Raw genomic sequence first — 21,721 nt, 5'->3', positions numbered from 1 at the left:
GTCCGACACCGCAGGGTGTCGGACAACCGGCGGTCAGTGGAGGCGACTGCGAGGCGAGCCCCCGGGCCCGTGCTCCGGGCGGACGGGGAACGCAGTAGCACCTGCCACTGACAACGATCGCTGTTCCTGTACTCGATCCAGCCGGGGTTGCGTGCCTGGTCGCGGCCGGACCGGGCCACGACCCGCCCACTCCCGGCCTGCCGGCAGCCGTGATCGGCGGATCCGCGGTCGTTGGGTATGTGGCCGGATCCCGACAGTGGTGACGCGAACCACCGCTCCCGTGCAGATCCTTTTCCCCAGAACCGAACCCGGGGGGAAAGGAGAGGCAGTGTGACCAGGGGTGGGAATGACGATGAACTGGCCGAGGCCGTACGGGCCCTGTTGGCGGGGAAGCCCGATCCGGGTGCCGAGGCGCGGACACCGGAGGAGGCCGCCCGCGCCATCGGGCTGTTCGACAAAGGCATTCGTGAGGTACCGGGGCTCTTCCTGCAGATGGCGGAGGGCGCCCAGGAGGGCGCCGAGACGCTCTCCTCGGACAGGCTGCAGGTGCTCTCCGAGATGGTTCAGAACGCCGACGACACCGGAGCCCGGGAGATCCGCTTCCACTGGCGGCCGACCGAGCTCCTGATCGCGCACAACGGCAGCGGCCTGCGCCTGGCCGACATCCCGAGGCTCGGGCTGCCGTGGATCAGCGGCAAGCGCCTGGACTCCGCGAGCACCGGACGGTTCGGCATCGGCCTGGCAACACTTCGGTTGCTCTCGACGTCCTGGGAGGTGCACGGCCACCCCTACCACGTGCGGTTCGCCGACATCACCCTGGCGCCGGCCGACCCCCCGCGCCTGCCGGCGGACATTTCCGGGCGGGAGTGGACGGTCTTCCGCATCCCGCTCGACCCCGGGGTCCTCTCTGCGGAGGAACTCCTCAGCTGGTTCGAGAACTGGCAGGACAGCTCCCTGCTCTTCCTGCGCCACCTCGAACAGGTCACGGTGGCGGCCGTCGGCCCCGTCGGCCCGGGCTCGACGAGGGTCCTGCGGCTGAGCTGGCAGGAGGTCACCAGCCTGAGCCTGCCGGTCGACGGCGCGGAGCACGCCGTCCGGGTCAGGGAGGCCCGGACCACTGGGGGCGGCCTGTGGCGCGTCTACGACACGCTGATCCCGTCCCGGCCCGGGTGGCACCGCCTGCACAAGAAGCTCGGCCCCACCGTTCCGGTGGCCGTGGCACTGCCGATGGACGAAGCGGCGACGGGGCACGTCCACGCGGGACTGCCGGTGGCCCCGCTCGCTGTCTCGGCCCGGGTGCACTCGCAGTTCGACCCGATCGTCAGCCGTGAGGGTTTCGCCGCGAGCGCGTTGAACTCGGCACTGGTCCCGGTCGTCGCCGACCTGTGGCAGGCCGCGGTACTCGATGTGCTCGGACGGGTGGAGCCGTCGGCCTGGCACCTGCTGCCTCTGACCGGGACGTCCGCCCATGGCAAGGCCGGGCTCCCCGACCGCCTCGTCAGCGCATTCCTGGAGCGTGCCAGGGAGGAGGTGGCCGCCGCGCTCACACTGCCGGTGCCGGACGGGACGGCCGTCCCGCTCGCCGACCTCGCGGTCGAGGCGGAGGAGCTCACCGGAGTGATCTCGGAGCGGGACACCGCACGGCTCGCGGAGCTGGAGCACTGCTTCCCGGTTGCCGCCCGCGACCGGGACGGCCGTTGGCGCGAGGTGCTTTCCGACTGGAGGACCGCCGGTGCGGTGGAGCTCCCGGACGAGGTCGACGTCTCGGATGCGGTCGGACTGCTCAAGCGGCCCGCCTACGACGTCGACCGTACGGTCCGCCTCACCGCCGTTGCCCTCCGCGCCGGCCTGGAGTTCACGATGCGCTTCCGCGCATGCCTGGCCACGGCCGACGGTCAGCGGCTCGCACCGTACGAGCACCTGTTCGCCGATCGTCGGGGAACAGGGCTGCTGGATCCGTTGGGCGTCCTCCGGGACCTGCATCCCGCCTACTGGAGCGACGACGATGCGGCCCGGCGGGTCACCGGCTGGTTGAGCAGGAGCGGCTATCTGGTCCGCCGTGACGACACCGCGGCCGTCCTGCGCCGCATCGCGCACCTGGGGAGCACCGGCGGCAGTCTGCCGGCCACCGACGCCTCCGGAACCGACCGGCTGGTCCTGCTCCAACGGGCCATGGCCGAACTCCCGGCCTCGGAGCGCGAGCGACTGGGCCCGGGAATCGGCCGGACCGTGCGGCTCGACGCTTACGAGTACGGGGCGAACGGGGAAGAGAAGGCCTGCCAGGCGGCGCCCGACCGGCTCTACCTCCCCCGGTCGTTGGAGAGCGCAGGAAGCGACCGGTTCGCGACCGCCGCGCACAGGACCCCGGGGCTCCTCTGGGCGCATCGCTCCTACGCCAAGACGCTTCTGCCCGTCTCGCGGAGCGGTGGTCTGAGTCCCACGGCCTTCCTCCGTCTGCTGGGCGTGGCGGACACCCCCCGGCTCGCCCCGGTCGTGCTGGGGGTGAAGAAGTACGACCGGTCTCGCGACACGAGGACAGGACTGCCCCACGACCATTGGCTGTCCTCCCGGACACGCACCCAAGCGGTGCGGCGGCTCCGGGCCACGCACACCCTGGACGACAGGGCCTCGCAGGACCTCGAACGGGTCGTCAAGGACATCACCGCGGAGCGCAACGTCGACGAGCGGCGGCGGCGTACGGCCGCGCTGCTCCATTCCCTGGCCAAGCTGATCACCGGCCCCGAGGCGACGGTCGAGGCCGCCACCGCCTATCACGGCTGGACCGTGAAAGGCTCCGTTCCCGCGCTGTGGGTCTGGAACCTGCGCGACAGCGCGTGGCTGGAGGACGAGAAGGGCAACCTGTGCCGCCCCGGCCACCTCCAGTTGCGCACCCCCGACGCCGAAGCGCTCTACGGACAGGACGAGCCGAACTACGTGCACGCGGAGCTCCAGCACGTGCTGGCCAACCGTGCCGACGTGCTCGCGGCCCTGGGAGTGGTCGGCGACCCCGACGTCCCCCAGCTGATCGACCGCCTCCAGCGGCTGCGCAAGCGGCCGTTGGGCACCGGAGACTCGGCGGAGGCGCTGAGGACCGAGGTCTACCTGGTCTACCGCGCGCTCACCAGGCGGCTGACGGAACGCACGGGCGACACCCCTCGTGCGCAGGTCGAGAAGCGGGTGACGGCGGCGCTGCGGGGCGATGACGCCCTCGTCCTCACCGACCTCGGCTGGCGCCGTCCCGAGGACTGCTTCCGGGGCACCGCCATCCTGTACGGCCTGCGCGCCTTCGTCCCGCCCGGCCCTGAGCTGCTGCCGCTCTGGCAGGTCCTGGGGATCGGGGAGCCGGGGCCCGAGGACCTGGTCGAGGCCCTCAAGGAGCTCGCCGCCGGCGGATCCCCGACGGGAGGGGACGGGGAGCGGCTGATGCTGGAGGCGCTGCGGTCGCTGAACAGGCTGGTCAGCAACACGGGTGCCAGCATCGCGCCGGGCCTGAGGGAGAAGCTGCGCTGGCTCCCGCTGTGGACCAGCGCCGGGTGGATCAAACAGCAGAACTCGGTCTACGCCGTGGCTGCCCACCGGTCGGTCGAACTGGCCCTGGCGGACCGCGTCCCGATCTGGCAGCCGGGCGGCGACGCGGAGCAGTTCGCCGGGCTGATGGGCCCGCTCGGCGTGCAGCAGTTGGACATGGCCTCGGCCGAGGCCGTCGAACCCGACACGGCGGTCCCCGATTCCGGCCTCACCGAGAGCTTCCGACGGGCCGTCACCGCTCTGCAGGACCGCCTGGTCCGGGACGAGCCGGCGGCCGCCGAGTCCTTCACGGGCTGGGCGTGGCTCGCGGGCCTGGAGGTGCGCGTCCTGCCGGGTCTGCGCGTCCGGGCGGACCCGGGCAAGGACCGCGAGCCGCTGGAGATCCCCATCGGCGCGCACATCGACCGGTCGGCCAAAGCCCTGTTCCTCTCCACCCCGGCCGAACTGTTCTCCCGACTGGGCACCGGCGCCGCGTTGGCCTGCCATTTCGCGGGCTCCCGCAGCCTGGTGGCCCGCCACTGGCGGGACTTCTGGGAGGAGGACGCCGTCACCACCGGTCATGCCGTACCCCTCACCTCGGCCGGCCAGCGGGACTTCGAGGAACAACAGCGCCGGGACGAACTGCTGCGCGGCCGTTCCCTGCAGGCCGCACAGGCGCCGACGCCCGCGAAGCCGGCGAGGGACGGGCGCCGTACCTCGCCGAAGTCCGCCGCACCGGTGCCCGCGCCCCGGCCCGCCCCCGACGGCAAGGCGGCGACGACACCCAAGGCCGCGCTTCCGAAGCCGCGCAACGCCGTCGTGCCCGAGCCACCGCGGCTGGTCGACCTCGACCGGCTCGGTCGGCCCACGGTCCGCCGGACCGGGCCGGCCCCCAGCACCACGGGGGGACCGGTCCCGACCCAGCCGCAGCGTCCGTCCCGCACCCGGGCCGGCGGCCTGTCGACCCCCAGGCCGGGTGGTGCTGTGCCCCGCGAGCAGTCCGCTCGGCACGGATTCCAGGACAGTAGCTCCAAGGAGGCCCTGGTCATCCGAACCCTCGCCGCCTTCCTCGGGGAGGACGCGGACAATCTCGACCAGCGCGGAAAGCTGAACGTCGGAGCCGACGCGGTCGACAGCGCCGGCCGCTACTACGAGATCAAGGCACACGGCGGCGCCCGGCCGAGCGACGTCACCCTCACCGCCGCGGAGTACAACCGAGCCCGGGAGCAGGGAGAGAACTACATCCTGCTCGTCGCCGAACACCTCAACGAGGACAGCGGAGGGGAACCGGTCCTGACCCAGATCAGCGACCCGCTGGCCAAGCTCGACCTGGAGCCCGTGTCGGACGTCCGGCTCAAGGGCCTGCGCGGAGCCGACCTGGAGACCGTCGTGTGGGAGTGGCCGACGACCTGACCCGGACGGGGTGCGCGTTCTTGACGTGGGAAGGCGGAAGTCCCGTACGTGTCGGAGTCGGCGCGTACGGGGCGTCAGTCCCACCAGAAGGACCAGACGTGGGAGCGGACCTGCCCGTCGCCGGCCTTCTCCAGGTCCTGGATGTCGTCGAAGGCGTAGGCGTACTGCTCGATGGCGACCCGGGCCGCGGTGAGCCGGTCGCTCGGCGGGTGGGTGACCAGTAGTTCGAGGCAGGAGCTGCCCGCGTAGTAGAGCTCGGCACCGAATCGCTCGTACCAGCTGCGCAGCACCGCGACGTGCCAGGCGGGCAGGAGTTGGCGGTGGTCGTCCCCGAGGGGGGAGAAGTTCCAGTTCGGTGTCTCGAAGGCCTTGGGCAGGAGCGCCGGCACCTCGTAGCCGTGGCGGGCTTGGACGAAGCAGATCGAGACGTTGCCGGAGCCGGAGTGGAACCGGCCGGGGCGGGTATGCGGGTCGGCTTCGGGGTGCTCGGTGAGGTCTGCGGCGAGGGTCTCCTCGAACATGTCGGACGGGAGGGCCATGGGCGGGCCCTCCCAGTCGGCGAGGTTCCACTCCCGGGCGGCCGAGACCAGTTCCTGGACCACCTCCTCCGGGTCCTGGGCGAGGGCGCGGGCGAGGCCTTCCGGGCCGCCGCCGGACCAGGGGCCGCCGATCGCCTCCCGGGCCGCGAAGTCACTGCTCCACAGCGGTGAGACGAAGGGGTAGGCCTGTGCCTTGGGGACACGGATCTCCAGGACGGTGACCGAGTCGCCGACCGCCAGGGGTCTTGAGCCATCCGTTGACCTTGTTCTTCGCCTCTCGCTCTGTGATGTTGGGGGTCAAGAAGATGATGTGGACGGAATCGGCTCCCTGCGTGTTGGCCTTTGAGAGGGCGCCGTTGATTCGGTTTGCAGCGGGTCGACGCTGAGGAAGCGGTGGTGGAAGCGGCGTACTCGCGGGCGCCGAGATGGGTGAAGCCGGTGGTGGTGTCACTCTCGAGCGGCTGGGGCCGTCCCACTCGGAAGGAGGACGGGAATCGGATTTTCCGCGGAAAATCCGATTCCCGTCCTCGCGTGAGAGCCGGGCTCGACCTGTGGCATCTGATGGAGATCGGCCACCTGTTCGGCCTCGCAGGAGCGGAACCGGGAGCACTGCGGCGGACCTTTGCCGGCACCGGGCTGAGCAGTTGATCGGGTGTACCCGTCCGGTGGGTGACCGGTGACGCGACGTGCGACCGGATCGGGCTGTTGATGATTTTCGCGGCTGGGGGACGTCTTCAGCAGCCAGAGCCAACGGTGAGGGAGGTCAGGCGACCGTCCGCCTCCATGGAGAGGCCCTCCAGACGGACTGGGCCGTCGTGCTGCCCGCAGAGAACACTGATCGACGCGGCGACCTCATCGATGGCCGCCTTGCCTTCGGCTGCGCGATCCACGGCTAGGAGCAGCTGGCCGAGGTTGAGTGACGCCACGATCCGATGGCGTGGATCGACGTCCGCCGGCAGCAGCGCAAGGCACTCCTGCCGGGCGGCGACGGCCTCGTCCGCCCGTCCCAGGGACCTGAGGACGACGCAGAGGTTGCTCAACTCGACGTTCTCGGCGGCGAAGTCCCCGCGCTCACGCGCCACGTGCACGGCCCTGCCCATCACCTCGGCCGCCTGGTCCAGCGCTCCCGACTGGCACAGGGAGACGGCCAGCGAATGCAGGACCCGGCCCTCGTTCGCCAAGTCGTCGGCCGCGCGGTAGAGGGTCGCCGCCTCGCGGGTCGCTTCGGCCGCATCCTCGAAGCGGTCGACCTTGCGGTAGACGTTTCCCAGGATGGCCAGCGTGTTCGCCAGGTCGCGGTCGGCCTCCAGTTTCCGCGTCAGGCCGGCCGACTCCTCGAGGGCGTCGACAGCCTTGCTGAGCTCCCCGGCGGCCCGATGGCTCAGCCCGAGGGCGGACAGTGACCTGGCAAGGTCGCGCGGATACCCGAACTCGCAGAACAATGCGGTGGCCGCCCGATGGTACTCGGCCGACTGCTTTGGCTCCTCACCACGGAGCGCGTCTCCCAAGCAGTCCAGGCGCCGCCGGGTCGACGGCCTCGGCGTCGTCGAACCCTCGCTCGCCCGCGCCGGGGAACGGCGCATCGTCGTCGAACTCCCCGGCGTCCAGGACCCCCGCGAGGCCGCCGGGGTCATCGGCCGCACCGCCCAGCTCACCTTCCACCCCGTCGTGGCGACCGCCGACGGCCCGGTCGGGCCCCCCGCGGCGGACGGGTCCCGGGTCCTCGCCGACCCCGGCCTCCCCGGCGGCCACCTGCGGCTGGGCCCGCCGGCGCTGACCGGCGACGGCATCAAGGACGCCTCGGCCGTCCTCGACACCCGGACGGGCCTCGGCCGGGGAGGGCTGTTGCGCGCTGACCGCACCATGGCTTCGAACCGACCTGCACCCCCGGGGGGATGGGCGTCTATCAGGGTGAGAGGCGGGGAGAGCGAGCCGGCGGAGCCGGGGGGTGCCTCTATGGGGGACGTCGACCCGGCGTCGGGCCAGGCAGAGGGGGCTTGGGTGTGCCGTTTTCCCTGGCCGATCTTCTTGTCGTAGCAGGTGCGGGAGGCCGGGTCGCTGAGCGAGGCGAACGCGGCCGGGAAGAACGCTCGTTTCAGCTGCTTGTCACCCCTCCGGGAGGGTTGTTCGCCGCGTATGGAGGATCCGGAACTGCGGGTCGCGGGGGCGAGGACGGTAACGGCCGCCCCGCCCGTGAGCGTGCTCCCGAGCGCGCCAGGTGGCAAGAGCAGTCCGGGCCAGCGCATCTGATGACTCAAACCGCTGATCTGGCGGAGTGAAAGTCCGCCCGCTCGGCGCGTCCCGACCGCGACCCGCGCACCCGCCGCGTGACCGTGGCAGCAGACCCACCAGCCACGCACCGACGGGATGCTCCGTATGCCACCCATCGACCAGACCACTGCCGGACTCCCCGAGACCGGGCACTTCCCCGACCGCGACGAGCTGCTCCGCCTCAAGGACGGCTGGGGCCTGCACCCCGTGCTCGACCCCGAGGCAGTGGCCGTCCGCTTCGACCGACACCTCGCCACGCTGCCGCCCCAGCCCGGCGCCGCAGCCGGGGACGGGGCCCGGCTGAACCTGGTGCCCGCCGACACCGCGCGGGACTTCATCATCCAGCTCGCCGGCAGCCTCACCCGCACCCGGGTCGACCACCGCAAGCTCAGCCAGGCCGAAAAGGACGCCTTCAACACGGCCCTGAAGGCCGCCCACGCCGCCGGGACGTACAAGACGCTGGCCGACATCCACGGCGACATGAGCCACCGGATGCACTCGATGAGTGGCCCGATCGGCACTCAGCGCTTCCTGCCCTGGCACCGCCGCTACACACTGCAGGCGGAGAACCTGCTGCGCTCCGTCCAGCCCGCCAACGGCGCGCCGACCCTGACCATCCCGTACTGGGACTACGCCAACGACCACGCCCGCCCCGACTGGGTCTGGCAGCCCCCGAACGTCACCCGCGGCGTCCCCGGCGCGAACGGCGGCTCGCTGCCGACCCAGACCCTGATCGACAGCCTGCTGCTGCGCCCGCGCTACACCCCGTTCACCAGCCACCTGGAGGCGGACGCGCACAACGACGTGCACAACTGGTGCAACGGCACCATCAGCGACATCATGGCCGCCCCGCACGACCCGATCTTCTGGCTTCTGCACGCCAATGTGGACCGTACCTGGGACCGCTGGCAACTCAACCACACCGGCAAGCCGAGCCTCTCCGGCAACGATGCCATCCTCGACCCCTGGACCAGCACCGCCACCGACGTGGCCAGCACCATCGCCCTCGGCTACTCCTACGCCTGACCGCCGACGATGCGCCGCCGCCTCGCTCTCACCGTCCTGCCGGCTCAACTCCTGGCCGGCGTACCGGCCGTGGCCGCCGAGGCGGCGGCCTTCGACCCGGGCCCGACCTCGAGCGTGCGTCGGACGGTGCCCGACCCGGATCCCCGGCTCACGATTGTTGGAACCAAATGGTCACGCTGCTTGCAACCTGCGGTGAACTGCCATCCATGCCGGAACCGGTAGCGGTGCGGAGCGTTGCCGCAAGCACGGAGCGTCGGCCGGGGCGGCCGAAGCAGTCGATGAACCTGTTCGAGACGCGCGGGCGAAGCGGCCTCACCCTGGTGGCTGTGCGGGTGATGACCGCCGTGCACTTCACCAGGGCACTACGCCGGCGTCCTCGAAGAACCGGCCCGTCGGGCCGTCGTCGGGCAGGGTCGCGAGTTTGATGGCGATGGCCGCGCCCTGTTCGGGGGTGCGCACGCCCCGGAAGCCGTTGAGGTCGGTCGCGACGTAGCCGGGGCAGCCGGCGTTGATCAGGATGTTCGTGCCGCTCAGCTCGCGGGCGTACTGGAGGGTGACGGCATTCAGGAACGTCTTCGACGGCGCGTACGCCACGGCCACTGGACCTGTGGTCAGCTCACCGGCGGCCCCTGACTGCCGGGTGAGGGAGCCGACACTGCTGGACATGTTCACGATCCGCGGTGAGGCAGAGCGGCGCAGCAGCGGCATCATCGCGTTGGTGACACGGATGACGCCGATGACGTTGGTCTCCACGACCGTGCGGATGGTGGCGGGGTCGACGCGGGTGGGCTCCTGGGGCGTGCCGCCCGCAATAGCGGCGTTGTTGACGAGCACGTCGAGGCGCCCGGCCTGTTCCTCGATCAGTCGTGCGGCGGCTGTCGCGCTCGCGTCGTCGGTCACGTCCAGCGGTACGCCGAACGCGTCGACGCCGGCCGCGCGCAGTCTCTCCACCGCGGCCTTGCGACGCTGATCGTCGCGGGCGCCGACGCCGACGCTCCAGCCGAGGGCGCCCAGGCCTGCGGCGATCTCGTAGCCGATTCCCTTGTTCGCGCCGGTGACCAGCGCAATCGTTCGTTCGCTCATGGGGACCATGCTGCTCTCGGACCCCGGCGGGGGTCCAAGACCGATTGGGTGGGCAACGATACCTTCCAGGTATCGATCCGGAGTACCGTGGCCGGATGGAGACCAGGGAACTGCGCTACTTCGTCGCCGTCGCCGAAGAGTTGCACTTCGGGCGCGCCGCGCAGCGGCTCGGGATCGCGCAGCCGCCTCTGTCACGGGCGATCCAGCAGCTCGAACGCCGGCTCGGGGCGGCGCTGCTGGACCGGACCAGCCGCACCGTCACGCTGACCGAAGCCGGCTCGGTGCTGCTGGTCGAGGGCCGGGCGGCCCTCGACGCGGTCGAAGCGGCCGAGCGCCGGACCCGCCGCGCCGCCCTTCCGTCGACCGGCCGTCCCGGCCTGGTCCTGGTCACGAAGGCCAGCGCGTCCCGCGAACTGCTGGCGAGACTGCTGGACACGTACGCCGCCGAACCCGGCGCGGTCCCCGTCGACGTCATCCTGTGCGGCCCGGCCGAGCAGGAACGACTGCTGCGCGAGGGCCGGGCCGACGTGGCGCTACTGCACCGGCCGTTCGACTCGACGGCCGGGTTCCACACCGAAGAACTCAGCACGGAGGGCCAGGTCGTGGTCCTGCCGGCCGGGCATCCGCTCACCGTCCGGACCCATGTGCACATGGCCGACATCACCAGGCTGCCCGGCCTGCCCCTGCCCCTGCCCCGCTGGCCCGACCCCGACGGCACCTACCCGCCCGGCCCCGGCCCGCAGGTCCGCGACCACGCGCAGTTGTTGCAACTCGTCGCGCTCGGCCGTGCTTGCGCGGTCTCACCGGAGTCGTGCCGATCTCAACTGCCCGGTGACCTCGCCGCCGTGCCCGTGCTGGATGCGCCGAAAGTCACCACCGTGATCGCCTGGCCGCCACACAGTCGGTCCAGAGCCGTCGCCGACCTTGTCCGGACTGCGACCCGTCTCCGGTAGTTCCAATGCGCCTGGCCCGGTTCCACCTCTCGTGTCCCGGCTCACGACCTGGGACTCAGCACACTGCCTGTCGTCAAGTGCGCTGGTTGACGTGCGGTTCTCCGGTCGGTTCAGTGCGACAGCTGTCGCTGGATCAGTGAGATGTCTGACGGCCCGTTGTTGTTCAGCACGCAAGTTGTGGCCGGCCCCGACTCTTGTGACGTCTTGTGGCGCCGGTCGGCCTTCGGGCCCAGCTCATCCCGGGAGCGAGGACGCCTCGCCGATCGCGGCGAGCAGTTCGAAAGGCAGCTCCCGGTCCGCCTGACCGATGGCCAGCGCGAGCCATCGACAAGAGGACGGCAGCTGCACATACAACTCCGGCCCGCGCTCATCGACGGCTGCCTGACGGGCACCGGCCTGTCGCTCACTCCACCGACCCGCCCTGAAAACCTCAGTAACCAGGTCGACTCCGTGCCAGCATCGCACTCCCAGCGGTGGGTCTGTACGGTCTTGGCCGGCCTGGACAGGCCCCATCTGCGTGAGGCACACCAGGAGGCCGTTGTCCTCGCCGCCGTCTTCGGCGTCGCGCAGCCAGGGGATGGGGGCGAGGAGGGAGTCGAGATCGGCAGGGATCGGGTCGTCGACGTGGGACAGCCAGGCCAGGGCGGCGCTGACCCGCACGTCCGCGGGCCGGGTGGGGTCCTGCCACCACTCGCGTAGGCGGGTGGGTGCGGGTGTCTCCGGTTCTCCTTCCTCCCGGGCGAGTTGACCGATCGCCAGGACCAGGCGGGCGCGGACCGCCGGGTCGTCCTCGACGGCGAGGTGGGCGTGCAGGGCGGCCGTGGCGAGGCGACCGAGCCGGCTGCCAGGGCGTAGGCCGCGGCCTGGCAACCGGCCGGGATCGGGGTCGTCGAGCTGCTCGGCGACTGACTCGGGCCCGGCGCGCGCACGAGCGCCGCGTCCGCGGCGAGACAGGCCGTCCAGCGCGCTACCAGGTGGCCCAGAGGAGGTTCCAGCCGCTGAGGCCGTTGTCAGGGGCGACGGTCTTCTCCTTGGTGTTCACGACCGTGACGACGTCGCCGATCAGCGAGCTGTTGAAGAACGACCCGGCGACGGAGGTGTCGCTGCCGCCCTCCACGTCCTTGAGCGAAACGCAGCCGTGGCTGGTGTTGGCCTTGCCGAACAGGTCGCGCCTGTACCAGTAGTTGCCGTGGACGTAGGTGCCGGACCTGGTCAGCCGCATCGCGTGCGGGGCGGCGGGGATGTCGTACTCACTGCCCAGACCGACGGTCTGGGAGTTCATGTGGGTGACTCTCTCCTTGGACATGATGACCATGGTTCCGCCCCAGGAAGGGTGCTCGTCGTCGCCGAGGGTGGCGGGCACGGTGGTGGACCTGCCGTCCCGCACGATCGTCATCCGGTGTGTGGCGGCGTCCGCGGTCGAGACCTGGGAGCGGCCGATGGTGAACGGTTCGTCCTTGTCGACGTCGCCCCACACGCCAGGGGCGACTTCGACGTTCTTCAGCCGGTAGTGGATGGTGACCTTGGTGTTCGGCTTCCAGTAGTCGGCCGGGCGGAAGTCGATCCGGTTGTCGCCGAACCAGTGGCCCTTCACCTCGGTGCCGTTGTCCGTCTCGAAGGTGATGGCCTTGGCGACGGCGTCCTTGTTCACGACCTTGGTGCTGAAGTCCACCTTGACGATCATGCCCACGCCGTAGGTCTGGCCGTCGGCGATGTTGTCGTTGGTCGACACCTGCTTGCCGGGCAAGGCGGTGGTGAAGGCGCTGGTGGCCGCGGCGACCAGACCGTCGGCGTCCGTCGCCCGGGCGTTCACCGTGTACGCCGTGCCGGGGGAGAGTGCGGCAGCGGGCTTCCAGCCGGTGCCGTCCGGGCCGATCGAGCCCTGGACGGGCTTGCCGTTCTTGTCCGTCCGCGGTTGGTACGGGGGGCACGGTTACGAGGAAGACCGTGTGGACGTCGGCCACTGCGCGCGCAAGTGCCTCGCAGAAGTGCTGAGTTCTGAGAGGCTTTCTGCGAGAGCGGACCGGGGCGAATCGGACACGGTCCGGGCCTCTCGCAGAACTCGCACATCTGACCATTTATGAGAGTGACACACCGTCACGCTCAGCTATGCGGCACTCGCGGCAGCTTCGGGAGTCCGAGCCGCCCGGCCGGATCGTCGGATCATCGGCCCGCCAAACGTTTCGGTCGAAACGTTTGGCGCTGACGTTCGAGTCTCGTCCGCCCGCCCGAAGAGTTTCGATCGAAACTCTTCCTGGACACCGGTTCGCCTCCCCGCCGTACGTCCGGGTGCCCAACACATGCGTGCACCCTTGCTCTCAGGAAGTGCCGTTTGGCTCTGCACGTCGTCGGGTGTTGAGCCTCTCCTGGATTGCCGCAATCAGGGCTGCAGCTCCCACGCCATAGAAAATGCCGCTGTAGAACTCCCGATTATGCTCGCTTTCAGCCTCGCCGAGGCTGTGCACCTGCAGCGTCGCGGGACTGCCGTCTTTCCTTGTGTCAGAGGCATCGATCGGGCTCTCCCAGACCCAGTGTTTCGCTGTACTTAATTGGGGATTCGGCGCCGTCCCGGAATCGACGGCCCAGTCGTCCCCGATGTCGTCCAACTGGGCTTTGATGGATACCCGCACGTTCGACGCATCCGGTGGCGGCTTCCCGGAGCGCCAGTCAACGTAGAAGTTGGGCATGTTTATGGCCGCCCTGCTCCCGCGGTGGGAAACGACCGTCGGGTCGCCGGGATGGTTCCAGCACAGGTGCACATCCGGCTCCCCCTTTTCATCTTCCCCGGTATTTACAAACCCGGGCCCGCGTGACAGTACGTAGAACGAGGAGCCGCCGGCAGGGTGGATCGACATCACATTGGAATGGATCAGCATTTCCGGTTCCGCCGCAACCTCAATTTGCCAGCCTGGAACGTCCAGCGCGGCCCCGGATACATAGAATTGAGCGCACATTCCTGCACCCTGCTCAGCCCTGACCGCTATGGACGCAGTGACGGACGGCTCCGCGCCTCCAGGGGCAAGCGCTTCATTATTCGGCCCCGGTTTTATTGCAAAAATGGGGGAACGCGGCGTTTTCGGACCATTCGCATCCGGCGTTATCAGCCAAGCCAAGCAACCCACTGTGACACCGAGGAATGCGAGCGAAAAAGCCGTCGAAGCTACGAGTTTCCGAATGACGGAGATCATGATGCCCCCTGAGACGGCGACCCGATGAGTGGCGCCGTCCAGACAGTGCACAAGCGCGGCTGGTTCAAGGCTGGCATCAGCGCTTCGCGCAGACCAACCGTCTCTGCTGAATGGGTGATGCGGTACCGGGTAGGGCTGTCCCCCAACCACTGACCGCAGAGAAGGTGATCTTGGCGTGGCTTGCGGGATCACGGCTGTTGAAGCAGTCTCTGGATAGCCCCTCATCCGGTCCCGGATCGCTGCCGCCGGCAGGCTGACACCGGATCGTAGGGTGGCACCGGCCGGACCGGTGCCACCTGCTCCCGTGGCGGCCGTCAGGAGGCCGCGGCGAGGTTCTGAGGGTCGAACTTGGTGAAGTCGACGTCCAGGTGCGGCTCGTACGCCTCCGGGGCCAGGTCGAGCTCGTGGGTGGAGTACTCGCCGAACCGCATGATCTTCTCGGTCAGGTAGGGCGAGACCTCAGCTAAAGGTTTTCCCGTAACCGGGGCCTGACGTCTCGCGGCATACTGGCGCTCGTTGATGACCTTGGTCAGCTGTGGGGGCGTTCGTGCTTGAGTTGCGATGTGAGGCGGTCCGCTGGGTGGACGATGAGCCGTGGCCCGGGGTGGTCGAGGTTCAGTTCACGGATGCGGCGGGACGGCGCTGGTCGCTGTTCGACAAGGCCCCGATCTTCGCGGCGATGGGCGAGCTCGGCCCGGATACTCCGTATCCGGTGGAGGTCACCGTCGCCTGCACGATCGCCCAGGGCCATGGTCTGGCGGGGGATGACGAGTTTGTCACCGTCTCCACCTCAGTGCACGGCGTCACGACGCCGAACGGACTTGAGGAGTTCACGGTGCGGCGGGACCAGCTCATCCGCTGAGCGCAAGGTTGTGGAGCCGTGCGATGCCCAGCATCGCGTGGTGCACGCCGGCTCCGCGCAGGCGGCAGTCGCGAAGAACCTTCCAGTTCTTCATCCGGGAGAAGACGTGCTCGACCCGGGCCCGGGCCCTGCGGTGGACGGCGTTGTCGACTTCCTGCTCGGGCGTGAGGTGCTCCTGTCCGCGACGGCGCCGGTGCGGAATCAGGGCGCCGGTCCCCTGGTAGCCGCCGTCCGCCAGGACCGGCGCGTCCCGGCAGGCACGGTCGACGCCCGACTCGGTGAAGGCCCGGCAGTCGTTGCGGTTGCCCGGCAGGGGCAGGCCGACGGCGACGACCAGTCGGCTGTTGGCGTCGATCACCACCTGCTGGTTGGTCGAGTACCGGTAGTTCTTGCTGGAGGCCGCGATCGTTCGGTCGCGGGTGGGCACCAGGGTGCCGTCCACGATCAGTACGGTGTCCTGCTGCTGCCGGCGGGCGGGCGAGATTGCCAGCAGTGGTGCGAGGTGGTCCAGCACCCGGTCCGCAGCGGACTTCGAGATCCCGAACAATGGGGCGACCTGCCGCAAGGTCAGGTTGGTCCGCCAGTAAGTGGCGACCAGCAGCACCCGGTCCTCCAGGCATAGCCGCCACGGCCGGCCGCGCTGGACGTCACCGCCACGACGGCGTACCAACGCGACCAGCTTGCGGAACTGCGACTCGCTCAACCCCGAGAACGGCTCGATCCACATCGGATCGCTCGCCGAGATCACCCCACCCATGCCGTGACCAACGCGGGAGCAGGCCAGCAGTTACGAGACAGCCTTTAGGTCCTCCGGGTCGACCTTCCAGCCCTCGGCCTGCAGCTCGCGCACCGCCTGGGCGATGTCCAGGGTGTTGTGGAAGATCAGGCAGTTGGTGAGCAGGGCGTTGAACTTGACCGCCTTCTCCTGCTCGACGGGGTCGTTGTCGGCAATGACGCCCCGGTTGCCGAAGCGCACCCACTCGGAGAAGCCGTTGAACGCCTCGACCTTGTTGGTCGCGGCGGTCACCCGTCGGCGTATCTGCGGGTCGGTCAGATACCGCAGCAGCTGGACGGTGCGGATCACACGGCCGACCTCGCGGAACGCCGCATAGTGGGCGTTCTTGTGCGAACCCGAGCGCAGGCGCCGCAGCAGCATGACGGACGAGATCTTGCCCTCGCGCACCAACAGCGCCACCCGCATGAGGTCCTTGAAGTGCGACTCGATCAGGTCCCAGTCGATGACGTTGCGCCCGGGTGGGCCGAACAGCGCGTCGATGTGGACGTAGGAGGTCTGCTTGGTCGGGCGGAAGAACACCAGGTCCTTCCAGTTGCGGATCCGGGGCATCAGCTCGAAGCCCAGCATGTGGGCGAGGCTAGCGCGATGTAGGTGTCGGCGATGTGGTGGTAGGCGATGCCGCCGGGCCGCCCGTAGCGCACCGAGGTCTCGGCGACCAGGTTGTTCAGGTAGGTGCCCATATGGGTTCCGTCCGCGCCCACCGCAGTGCCGTCGCCCCAGGCCCGGGACATGTCGAGCCGGGCGTGGGCGTTGACCACATCGGTGATCGCCTGGTTCAGCTTGGCGATGGAGAAGTGCCGGTTCGCCGTGGCAGACAGGTCGTGCCCGCTCACCCCGTTGATGTGCCGGGCCGCCTCGTAGGGGCCCAGGTTGGCCGCTCGTGCTTCCGTGCGCTGGTGACGCTCCGTCATGTCAGGGTGGATTCTGGCCGCGTGTGAAGAACTCTCTCTTCTCCTTCCGCATCTCATGGGGATGCGGGTCGAGTGCATGGAAGTGCGGGACGGCCGCGTGGTGATCGAGGCGTCGACGCCGGGGCACGTCCCCGTGCCCTGTCCCGGCTGCGGAGCGCCATCCGGCCGGGTCCACAGTCGGTACGGACGGCACCTGGCAGACGCGCGGTGCGGCGGCCGGGGCGTCGTGATCGAACTGTCGGTGCGTCGGATGTTCTGCGACAACCGCGGGTGTCCGCGAGTCACCTTCGCGGAGCAGATGGATGGACTGACCTGCCGCTACGGCCGCCGGACGCCCGTCCTGCAGCGGCTGCTCAGCGCGCGCTGATGTGCGGACCGAGAGCGCTGCCGTGCCCGAGATCAGCGGCGGGTTGGCCGGCAGCGCTCGATGCGGTCGAGGTCGCCGGCGAGTAGGTCGCGGTGGCTGATGGTGAAGTCTCCGTTGAGCAGGGCGTCTGCTCCTCCGTAGTACTGGCCCACGACAGCGGCGGGGAGGAAGGAGCGCAGGCTGTGGCGCATGCCCTCGGGGTAGTCAACGGTATCGCCCCAGTCGGAGGGAGCCTGGTCGGTGGACAACAGGACCCAGTGATCGACGGGGACGAGAGCGTCGAGATCGGGTACTGCTCCGGTGTGGCTGTCCAGCGCGGGCACGGTCAGCCGGTCGGGGTCGAGGGGCGAGTACCACAGCAGCAGGGGTTTGGCGCGCTGTGCGTCTGCGTTGTCGAAGCAGCAGAGGGCGATGGTGTGGTCGGGGAAGTGGTCGGTGTAGAAGCGCAGGAGGTCCGGGTCGAGGGACGGACGCCGGTGTGCCGGCACCTGCCCCAGTGCGGCTGGGATCGCGGTGGGGTCAGCGGCCAGGAGCACCGTGTAGACGTCGTGCTCGAAGACCTGGACGGCCTCCGGCTCCGCGCTCATCCACGCGATCTCGTCGACTGCGACGGAGACGGGTCGAACGGCGGTAACCATGCGCTCCAGGACGTCGCCACTGTGTCCGACGGAGAGGAAGTGCCCCGGGGTGAGCTGCTTGGTGGGCAGGTGCAGCAGCAGCGCGTTCGGACCACCGGCGAGGTTGACGGCGGTGTTCTGGTAGCCCAGGACATGAATGAGGCCGTGCACGGGGTGGTGCTGCCGACCGCAATACACGATCGTGCCGGAGAACGCGGCCTCACTGGTCGAGATGCACATGGTGGCAAGGTAGCGCCCCCGTTCGAGCGGGAACCGGGAGGGTCTGCAGGACTCCCGCTCCCAATCGCTCCCAGACCATGACAGCCCTGCTGATCACCTTCACGGAATCTGTGCCTGAACCGATGTATGGGGGTCTGGCCCAGGTTCTGTGACCGGTGACGCTGGGTGATGGATTCTCGGGGTTGGCGGAGTCGGGAGATCGTCCGGATCTCGTTGGTGTCGTGGCTCGGATGGCTGACCGTCGGCGGTCGTGTCGCAATCATGGTCATGGCTTGGAGAGTTGCTGTTTCCGTCGTTGCCGCAGGTGGAGGTCGTCCGTGCCGAGGCGTCGGGTCCGGTGGTACGGGTCGAGGCCCGGCTCACCGCGCCGGGTGCCGTGTGCCCGTCCTGCGGGGTGTGGTCGGAGCGGGTGCACGGCTCCTACCTGCGGTATCCGTCGGATCTGCCGAGCTGTGGCCGGCCCGTGGTTCTGGCGTTGCGCGTGCGCCGGTTCGTCTGCCGGCAGGCGTCCTGTCCGCGGCGGACCTTCGCCGAGCAGGCACAGGGTCTGACGCGCCGCAACGGTCAGGTCACCGAGCGGCAGCGCGCCTCAGCGGCCGGCCTGGGGCTCGCCCTTACGGGCCGGGCCGGTTCGCGGATGGCCGCGTTGCTGGGCATCCGGGCGAGCCGCAGCACCCTGCTCCGGCGTGTGATGGACCTGCCCGACCCGGCCGTCGGCGCCCCGGTCGCGGTCGGCATTGACGACTTCGCACTGCGCCGCGGCCACGTGTACGGCACCGTGATCACGAACGCGGCCACGCACCGGGTGCTGGACCTGCTCCCGGACCGAGACGCGGCCGCGCTCGTCCCCTGGCTGGCCGGACATCCGCAGATCGAGGTTCTGTGCCGTGACCGGGCCAGCGCCTACGCGGACGCCGCTTCGACCGCCGCGCCGCAGGCCAGACAGGTTGCTGACCGGTATCACCTGTGGGCGAACCTGGTCAGCGCGGTCGAGAAGACCGTGGTCGACCACCGCCGCTGCCTGCACTCGCTGCCCGCCATCGCTCCGGAGCCCGAGCCGCGGTGGGAGACCCCGCCGCCCGGCGATCCCGCACCGGAGACGGCGGCCGTGCCGGCGGAGCCCGCGGGGAAGATGGCCGAGCGCCGCAGGCTCCACCACGCCCTGGTCCACGATCTCCTCGACCAGGGCCTGAGCGAGCGCGCGGTCGCCCGCCACCTGGGCTGGAGCCGGAACACGGTCCACCGGTACGCACGCGCCAAGCGGTGGCAGAACATGATGAAGGGGCCGCCCCGGCCGCGCGCGAGCATCCTCGACCCGTACAAGCCCTACCTGGAGCAACGCTGGGAGGAGACGGCCGGAAGGATCACCGGCCCCGCACTCCTGACCGAGATACGCGAACGCGGATACCGGGGCGGTCACACCCTCCTGGCCGTCTGGAAGAAGGGCCGGAAGAGACCGGACTGTCCGCTCCCGCCTCCGGCGCCGCCACCGTCCGCGCGGCGATCAGCCGGCTGACCCGCCATCCCTCCGGCCTCACCCCGGACGAAGAACTGCAGCGCAAGACCCTGCTGGCCCACTGCCCAGAGCTGGAGACCACCGCCGGCCTGGTCCGGTCCTTCGCCGAGATGCTCACCCTGCTCGAAGGCCACCGGCTGCCCGAGTGGATCACCGAGGCGATGACCTCCGGCCTGCGCGGGATCAGCACCTTCGCCAACGGCCTGAACAGCGACTACGACGCCGTCGAAGCCGGACTGACCACCCAGTGGAACTCCGGCCACGTCGAAGGCGCCGTCAACCGGATCAAGATGCTCAAACGACAAATGTTCGGACGCGCCAGCTTCCCGCTCCTACGCAAGCGGGTCCTTCTCGCCTGACGCTCCGTCACCGAGCCACACAACCTGGGCCAGACCCTCATATGGGAGCCACTGCTCCGGTGTGAATGAGAGCCGGGTCTAGGCCGTTCGTGGCGATGGTGTACTCGACCGTGGCGGGTGTTCTTCGGCGAGCTCGGGAGCCAGTCCGGCGAGATTGGGAGCCACTGATCGGGTGACCTGATGGCCGGGCGGAGTGTCCGGGGGATGTCGCCGGTGGAGCGTCGATAGCCTGTGGTTGCGGGCCCCAAGGGCCGCCTCCCTGACAAGATGCGGCTAGGGGCCCGCCCCCGGCTTTGCAGCCTCGGGCTGAACACAGTAGAGGTGTTCGAGGAAGGGCCGGGCAAGGAAGTGCAGGGCTGGGGGCTTGGTGCGGGTATGCCACCAGAGCGGGTGGCCGGGTCAGGAGGGTTCCTGTCCGCGGCGGTGGTGACGTCGAAGGCGAGCTGCAGTACTTCGGTGTCGTCGGTCCATGGATCTGCCAAGGTGTAGTGCCGCGTTGCTGAAGAAGGTCTACGGCAGCCGAGCCAGAGCGGAACACTTTCAGACTCGTCATGGCGAAGCTTTGGCGGTGCGCTTGGCGAGCAGGCCCGCAAGCATCATGACGAGCACACCGATCCCCACCCCGCACAACGTCCACAGCACCCTGTAGCCCTCGGCGGCATAGTCGGAGGGCTGTGGAAGGTCCACCAGGATGAGCACTCCCGCGGCGATGGCCGCACAGTAGAGCGCGTAGTTCCAGAAGCGAATTGCCGCCCCGTGCATCAACAGGACGAGAGCGACCACTTCGAGTCCGCGCTCGACCGCGAACAGCCTGAGTCCGTGTTCACTGGTTGGCAGCAGCAGAATCAGTGCAGCCGCGACGGCGCCGATCAGCGCGCCGGCAAGGCGCTGCGCGGCGACGAGCGTGCTCTGCTCCAGGCCCGGCTTCATCGCGACCATGGTCGCGATCGGCATCCAGTAGCCATGCGACAGGTTCAGTCCGAACGCGAGCGCGACGGTGCCGGCGATCGCCAGAGCGCGGATCACCGCGAACATGATCAGCGGCCCGGTCAGCTTCTTCCGCGAGGTGTCGCCGGGGAGCTCCGCGACCGGCTGGGGCTGGTCCTTGCGCCCGCGGATCAGCCACGCGAAGAACGTCACCACGATCCACAGTGCCGACCCCCCCGGCCCAGGCAAGCACCTGAGCCCAGGTGTAGTTGGTGATGCGGGCATGCTGGTGGAAGCCGAACGCGAGCGCGAGGGTGACGATGAACCAGAGGTTGAGAAGCAGGGCGGTGACGAACCTGTGCACCCCGAACGCGGCCGCCAGGCCGGCCACCAGCGTGACCGTGAAAGTCGCAAGTACCAGCCAGCCCCAAGCGTCTGCCCCGATGCCGAAACCCAGCGCGGTCAGCCCGGCGCCGATCAGCGCAAAGACGGCGATGTGCGACGCGCGGTGCCCGTAACCGCCTCCTGGGTCGGCCAGCCCCGCGAACAGCAGGCCGAACAGTGCGCTGAGCAGGTACTGCTCGTGCCCGATCGCCCAGAAGACGACCAGCGGCACCAGCGCGGCGTCCAGGAACATCACCGCTCGTGGCCAGTTGATCCCGGCGGGGTTGAGCTTGAACACCTTCGAGAGCCAGCTCATGATCTTCCTCCTGTGAACGAGCCCCAGGCGACTGGGACGGCCCAGATGTCGTCGCCGTGGTGGCCGGCCGGCAGCACCCGCTCGCGGTTCCGCAACGGTGGGCCAAGGCCTGGAACTGGGCGATGCCCGCGCTGCGGGCATCGTCGACCAGCCGCTGCTGGGCGTCGGGGTCCAAGCCGCGGGGCTGCCGGTGATGGTGCTGAGTCATCACTTGGGGGCCGGGAAAAGGGTCTCTTGGGTGGCCTGGAAGCGGTAGGACTCGGTGCCGGTCTGGATCAGGGTACAGCGGAAGGTGATCCGGTCGGCGATGGCCGCGCAGAGACGAGCGTCGCCGAAAGTCTTGTCCCACTCATCTGGGGCTGGCACTTGTTCCCTCACACGAGTTGCCCCTGCCACCTGGCCGTTTCCTGTTCCTGCGGTCCTCGTTGGTTCTCACGGCAGAGGCC

At 69.6% G+C, this 21,721-nt stretch carries 17 protein-coding genes and 4 pseudogenes; 8 read left to right on the top strand and 13 right to left on the bottom strand.

Annotation, left to right across the window (positions count from 1 at the left end; all coding sequences use genetic code 11):
- Positions 1–330 precede the first annotated feature (330 nt).
- Positions 331–4,920 carry a sacsin N-terminal ATP-binding-like domain-containing protein gene (locus ACFWJ4_RS35035; RefSeq protein ID WP_380551608.1) on the top strand — a complete coding sequence of 1,530 codons (4,590 nt, stop codon included), beginning with the start codon at positions 331–333 and terminating at the stop codon, positions 4,918–4,920.
- Positions 4,921–4,994: 74 nt separating this feature from the next.
- Here ACFWJ4_RS35035 and ACFWJ4_RS35030 read toward each other — a convergent pair whose 3' ends face one another.
- Together ACFWJ4_RS35030 and ACFWJ4_RS35025 are read right to left on the bottom strand one after the other, a co-directional pair.
- Positions 4,995–5,522 carry a DUF4253 domain-containing protein gene (locus tag ACFWJ4_RS35030; protein ID WP_380551605.1) on the bottom strand — a complete coding sequence of 176 codons (528 nt, stop codon included), beginning with the start codon at positions 5,520–5,522 and terminating at the stop codon, positions 4,995–4,997.
- Positions 5,523–6,193: 671 nt separating this feature from the next.
- Complete coding sequence (locus ACFWJ4_RS35025; RefSeq protein ID WP_380551617.1) at positions 6,194–6,967, bottom strand: hypothetical protein; 774 nt, start codon at positions 6,965–6,967, stop codon at positions 6,194–6,196.
- Between the two features lie 10 nt (positions 6,968–6,977).
- On the opposite strand from ACFWJ4_RS35025, the pseudogene ACFWJ4_RS35020 reads away from it, so the two are divergent.
- A pseudogene (locus ACFWJ4_RS35020) lies at positions 6,978–7,292 on the top strand (protein translocase subunit SecD); the annotation flags it as partial.
- A gap of 129 nt (positions 7,293–7,421) precedes the next feature.
- On the opposite strand, the pseudogene ACFWJ4_RS35015 reads toward ACFWJ4_RS35020, so the two are convergent.
- Positions 7,422–7,645 (bottom strand): annotated as a pseudogene (locus tag ACFWJ4_RS35015) (transposase); the annotation flags it as partial.
- A 190-nt stretch (positions 7,646–7,835) separates the two neighbouring features.
- On the opposite strand from ACFWJ4_RS35015, the gene ACFWJ4_RS35010 reads away from it, so the two are divergent.
- A complete protein-coding gene (locus ACFWJ4_RS35010) occupies positions 7,836–8,756 on the top strand; it encodes a tyrosinase family protein (RefSeq protein WP_380551602.1) in 921 nt (306 codons plus the stop codon).
- A 351-nt stretch (positions 8,757–9,107) separates the two neighbouring features.
- Here the strand turns inward: ACFWJ4_RS35010 and ACFWJ4_RS35005 are convergent, their stop codons facing one another.
- Positions 9,108–9,839 carry an SDR family NAD(P)-dependent oxidoreductase gene (locus ACFWJ4_RS35005; RefSeq protein ID WP_380551599.1) on the bottom strand — a complete coding sequence of 244 codons (732 nt, stop codon included), beginning with the start codon at positions 9,837–9,839 and terminating at the stop codon, positions 9,108–9,110.
- A 95-nt stretch (positions 9,840–9,934) separates the two neighbouring features.
- On the opposite strand from ACFWJ4_RS35005, the gene ACFWJ4_RS35000 reads away from it, so the two are divergent.
- Positions 9,935–10,792, top strand: a complete 858-nt coding sequence (locus ACFWJ4_RS35000) for a LysR family transcriptional regulator (protein ID WP_380551596.1) — start codon at positions 9,935–9,937, stop codon at positions 10,790–10,792.
- A gap of 234 nt (positions 10,793–11,026) precedes the next feature.
- Here ACFWJ4_RS35000 and ACFWJ4_RS34995 read toward each other — a convergent pair whose 3' ends face one another.
- From ACFWJ4_RS34995 to ACFWJ4_RS34980, 4 genes and pseudogenes are all read right to left on the bottom strand, one after another.
- A complete protein-coding gene (locus ACFWJ4_RS34995) occupies positions 11,027–11,452 on the bottom strand; it encodes a hypothetical protein (protein ID WP_380551593.1) in 426 nt (141 codons plus the stop codon).
- A 307-nt stretch (positions 11,453–11,759) separates the two neighbouring features.
- Positions 11,760–12,269 carry a L,D-transpeptidase gene (locus ACFWJ4_RS34990; RefSeq protein WP_380551614.1) on the bottom strand — a complete coding sequence of 170 codons (510 nt, stop codon included), beginning with the start codon at positions 12,267–12,269 and terminating at the stop codon, positions 11,760–11,762.
- 24 nt (positions 12,270–12,293) lie between these two features.
- Positions 12,294–12,689, bottom strand: a pseudogene (locus ACFWJ4_RS34985) (Ig-like domain-containing protein); the annotation flags it as partial.
- Positions 12,690–13,110: 421 nt separating this feature from the next.
- Entirely contained in the window at positions 13,111–13,980 is an 870-nt protein-coding gene (locus ACFWJ4_RS34980) for a hypothetical protein (protein WP_380551590.1), read from the bottom strand.
- A 580-nt stretch (positions 13,981–14,560) separates the two neighbouring features.
- Between ACFWJ4_RS34980 and ACFWJ4_RS34975 the strand changes: the two genes are divergently transcribed.
- Positions 14,561–14,842 carry a hypothetical protein gene (locus tag ACFWJ4_RS34975; RefSeq protein WP_380551587.1) on the top strand — a complete coding sequence of 94 codons (282 nt, stop codon included), beginning with the start codon at positions 14,561–14,563 and terminating at the stop codon, positions 14,840–14,842.
- On the opposite strand, the gene ACFWJ4_RS34970 is transcribed toward ACFWJ4_RS34975, so the two are convergent.
- Positions 14,832–15,599: a transposase gene (locus ACFWJ4_RS34970; RefSeq protein WP_380551584.1), complete on the bottom strand. Its 768-nt coding sequence runs from the start codon at positions 15,597–15,599 to the stop codon at positions 14,832–14,834. The two genes, ACFWJ4_RS34975 and ACFWJ4_RS34970, sit on opposite strands and share 11 nt — an antisense overlap.
- A gap of 30 nt (positions 15,600–15,629) precedes the next feature.
- Positions 15,630–16,549 (bottom strand): annotated as a pseudogene (locus ACFWJ4_RS34965) (Tn3 family transposase).
- Between ACFWJ4_RS34965 and ACFWJ4_RS34960 the strand changes: the two are divergent.
- A complete protein-coding gene (locus tag ACFWJ4_RS34960) occupies positions 16,548–16,916 on the top strand; it encodes a transposase family protein (RefSeq protein ID WP_380551581.1) in 369 nt (122 codons plus the stop codon). The pseudogene ACFWJ4_RS34965 and the gene ACFWJ4_RS34960 overlap by 2 nt on opposite strands.
- A 32-nt stretch (positions 16,917–16,948) precedes the next feature.
- Here ACFWJ4_RS34960 and ACFWJ4_RS34955 read toward each other — a convergent pair whose 3' ends face one another.
- Complete coding sequence (locus ACFWJ4_RS34955; RefSeq protein WP_380551578.1) at positions 16,949–17,773, bottom strand: hypothetical protein; 825 nt, start codon at positions 17,771–17,773, stop codon at positions 16,949–16,951.
- Positions 17,774–18,077: 304 nt separating this feature from the next.
- Between ACFWJ4_RS34955 and ACFWJ4_RS34950 the strand changes: the two genes are divergently transcribed.
- Positions 18,078–19,289 (top strand): ISL3 family transposase, encoded by a 1,212-nt coding sequence (locus ACFWJ4_RS34950; protein ID WP_380551575.1) that lies wholly within the window; start codon positions 18,078–18,080, stop codon positions 19,287–19,289.
- Positions 19,178–19,648, top strand: coding sequence for a transposase (locus ACFWJ4_RS34945; RefSeq protein ID WP_380551611.1), 471 nt, complete (start codon positions 19,178–19,180; stop codon positions 19,646–19,648). Before ACFWJ4_RS34950 ends, ACFWJ4_RS34945 begins: the two co-directional genes overlap by 112 nt.
- 549 nt (positions 19,649–20,197) lie before the next feature.
- Here ACFWJ4_RS34945 and ACFWJ4_RS34940 read toward each other — a convergent pair.
- Together ACFWJ4_RS34940 and ACFWJ4_RS34935 are read right to left on the bottom strand one after the other, a co-directional pair.
- The gene (locus tag ACFWJ4_RS34940) at positions 20,198–20,791 is read right to left on the bottom strand and encodes an FUSC family protein (RefSeq protein ID WP_380551572.1); all 594 of its coding nucleotides are present in this window, start codon (positions 20,789–20,791) and stop codon (positions 20,198–20,200) included.
- A 691-nt stretch (positions 20,792–21,482) separates the two neighbouring features.
- Positions 21,483–21,641 (bottom strand): ATP-binding protein, encoded by a 159-nt coding sequence (locus tag ACFWJ4_RS34935; RefSeq protein ID WP_380551569.1) that lies wholly within the window; start codon positions 21,639–21,641, stop codon positions 21,483–21,485.
- Between the last annotated feature and the right edge of the window lie 80 nt (positions 21,642–21,721).

Origin of the sequence: Kitasatospora sp. NPDC127067 (assembly GCF_042724755.1) — a bacterium.
Classification (GTDB): domain Bacteria; phylum Actinomycetota; class Actinomycetes; order Streptomycetales; family Streptomycetaceae; genus Kitasatospora; species Kitasatospora lactacystinica.
Note: the sequence above shows the minus strand (reverse complement) of the source record. Positions and strands in the feature narration are given on the sequence as shown.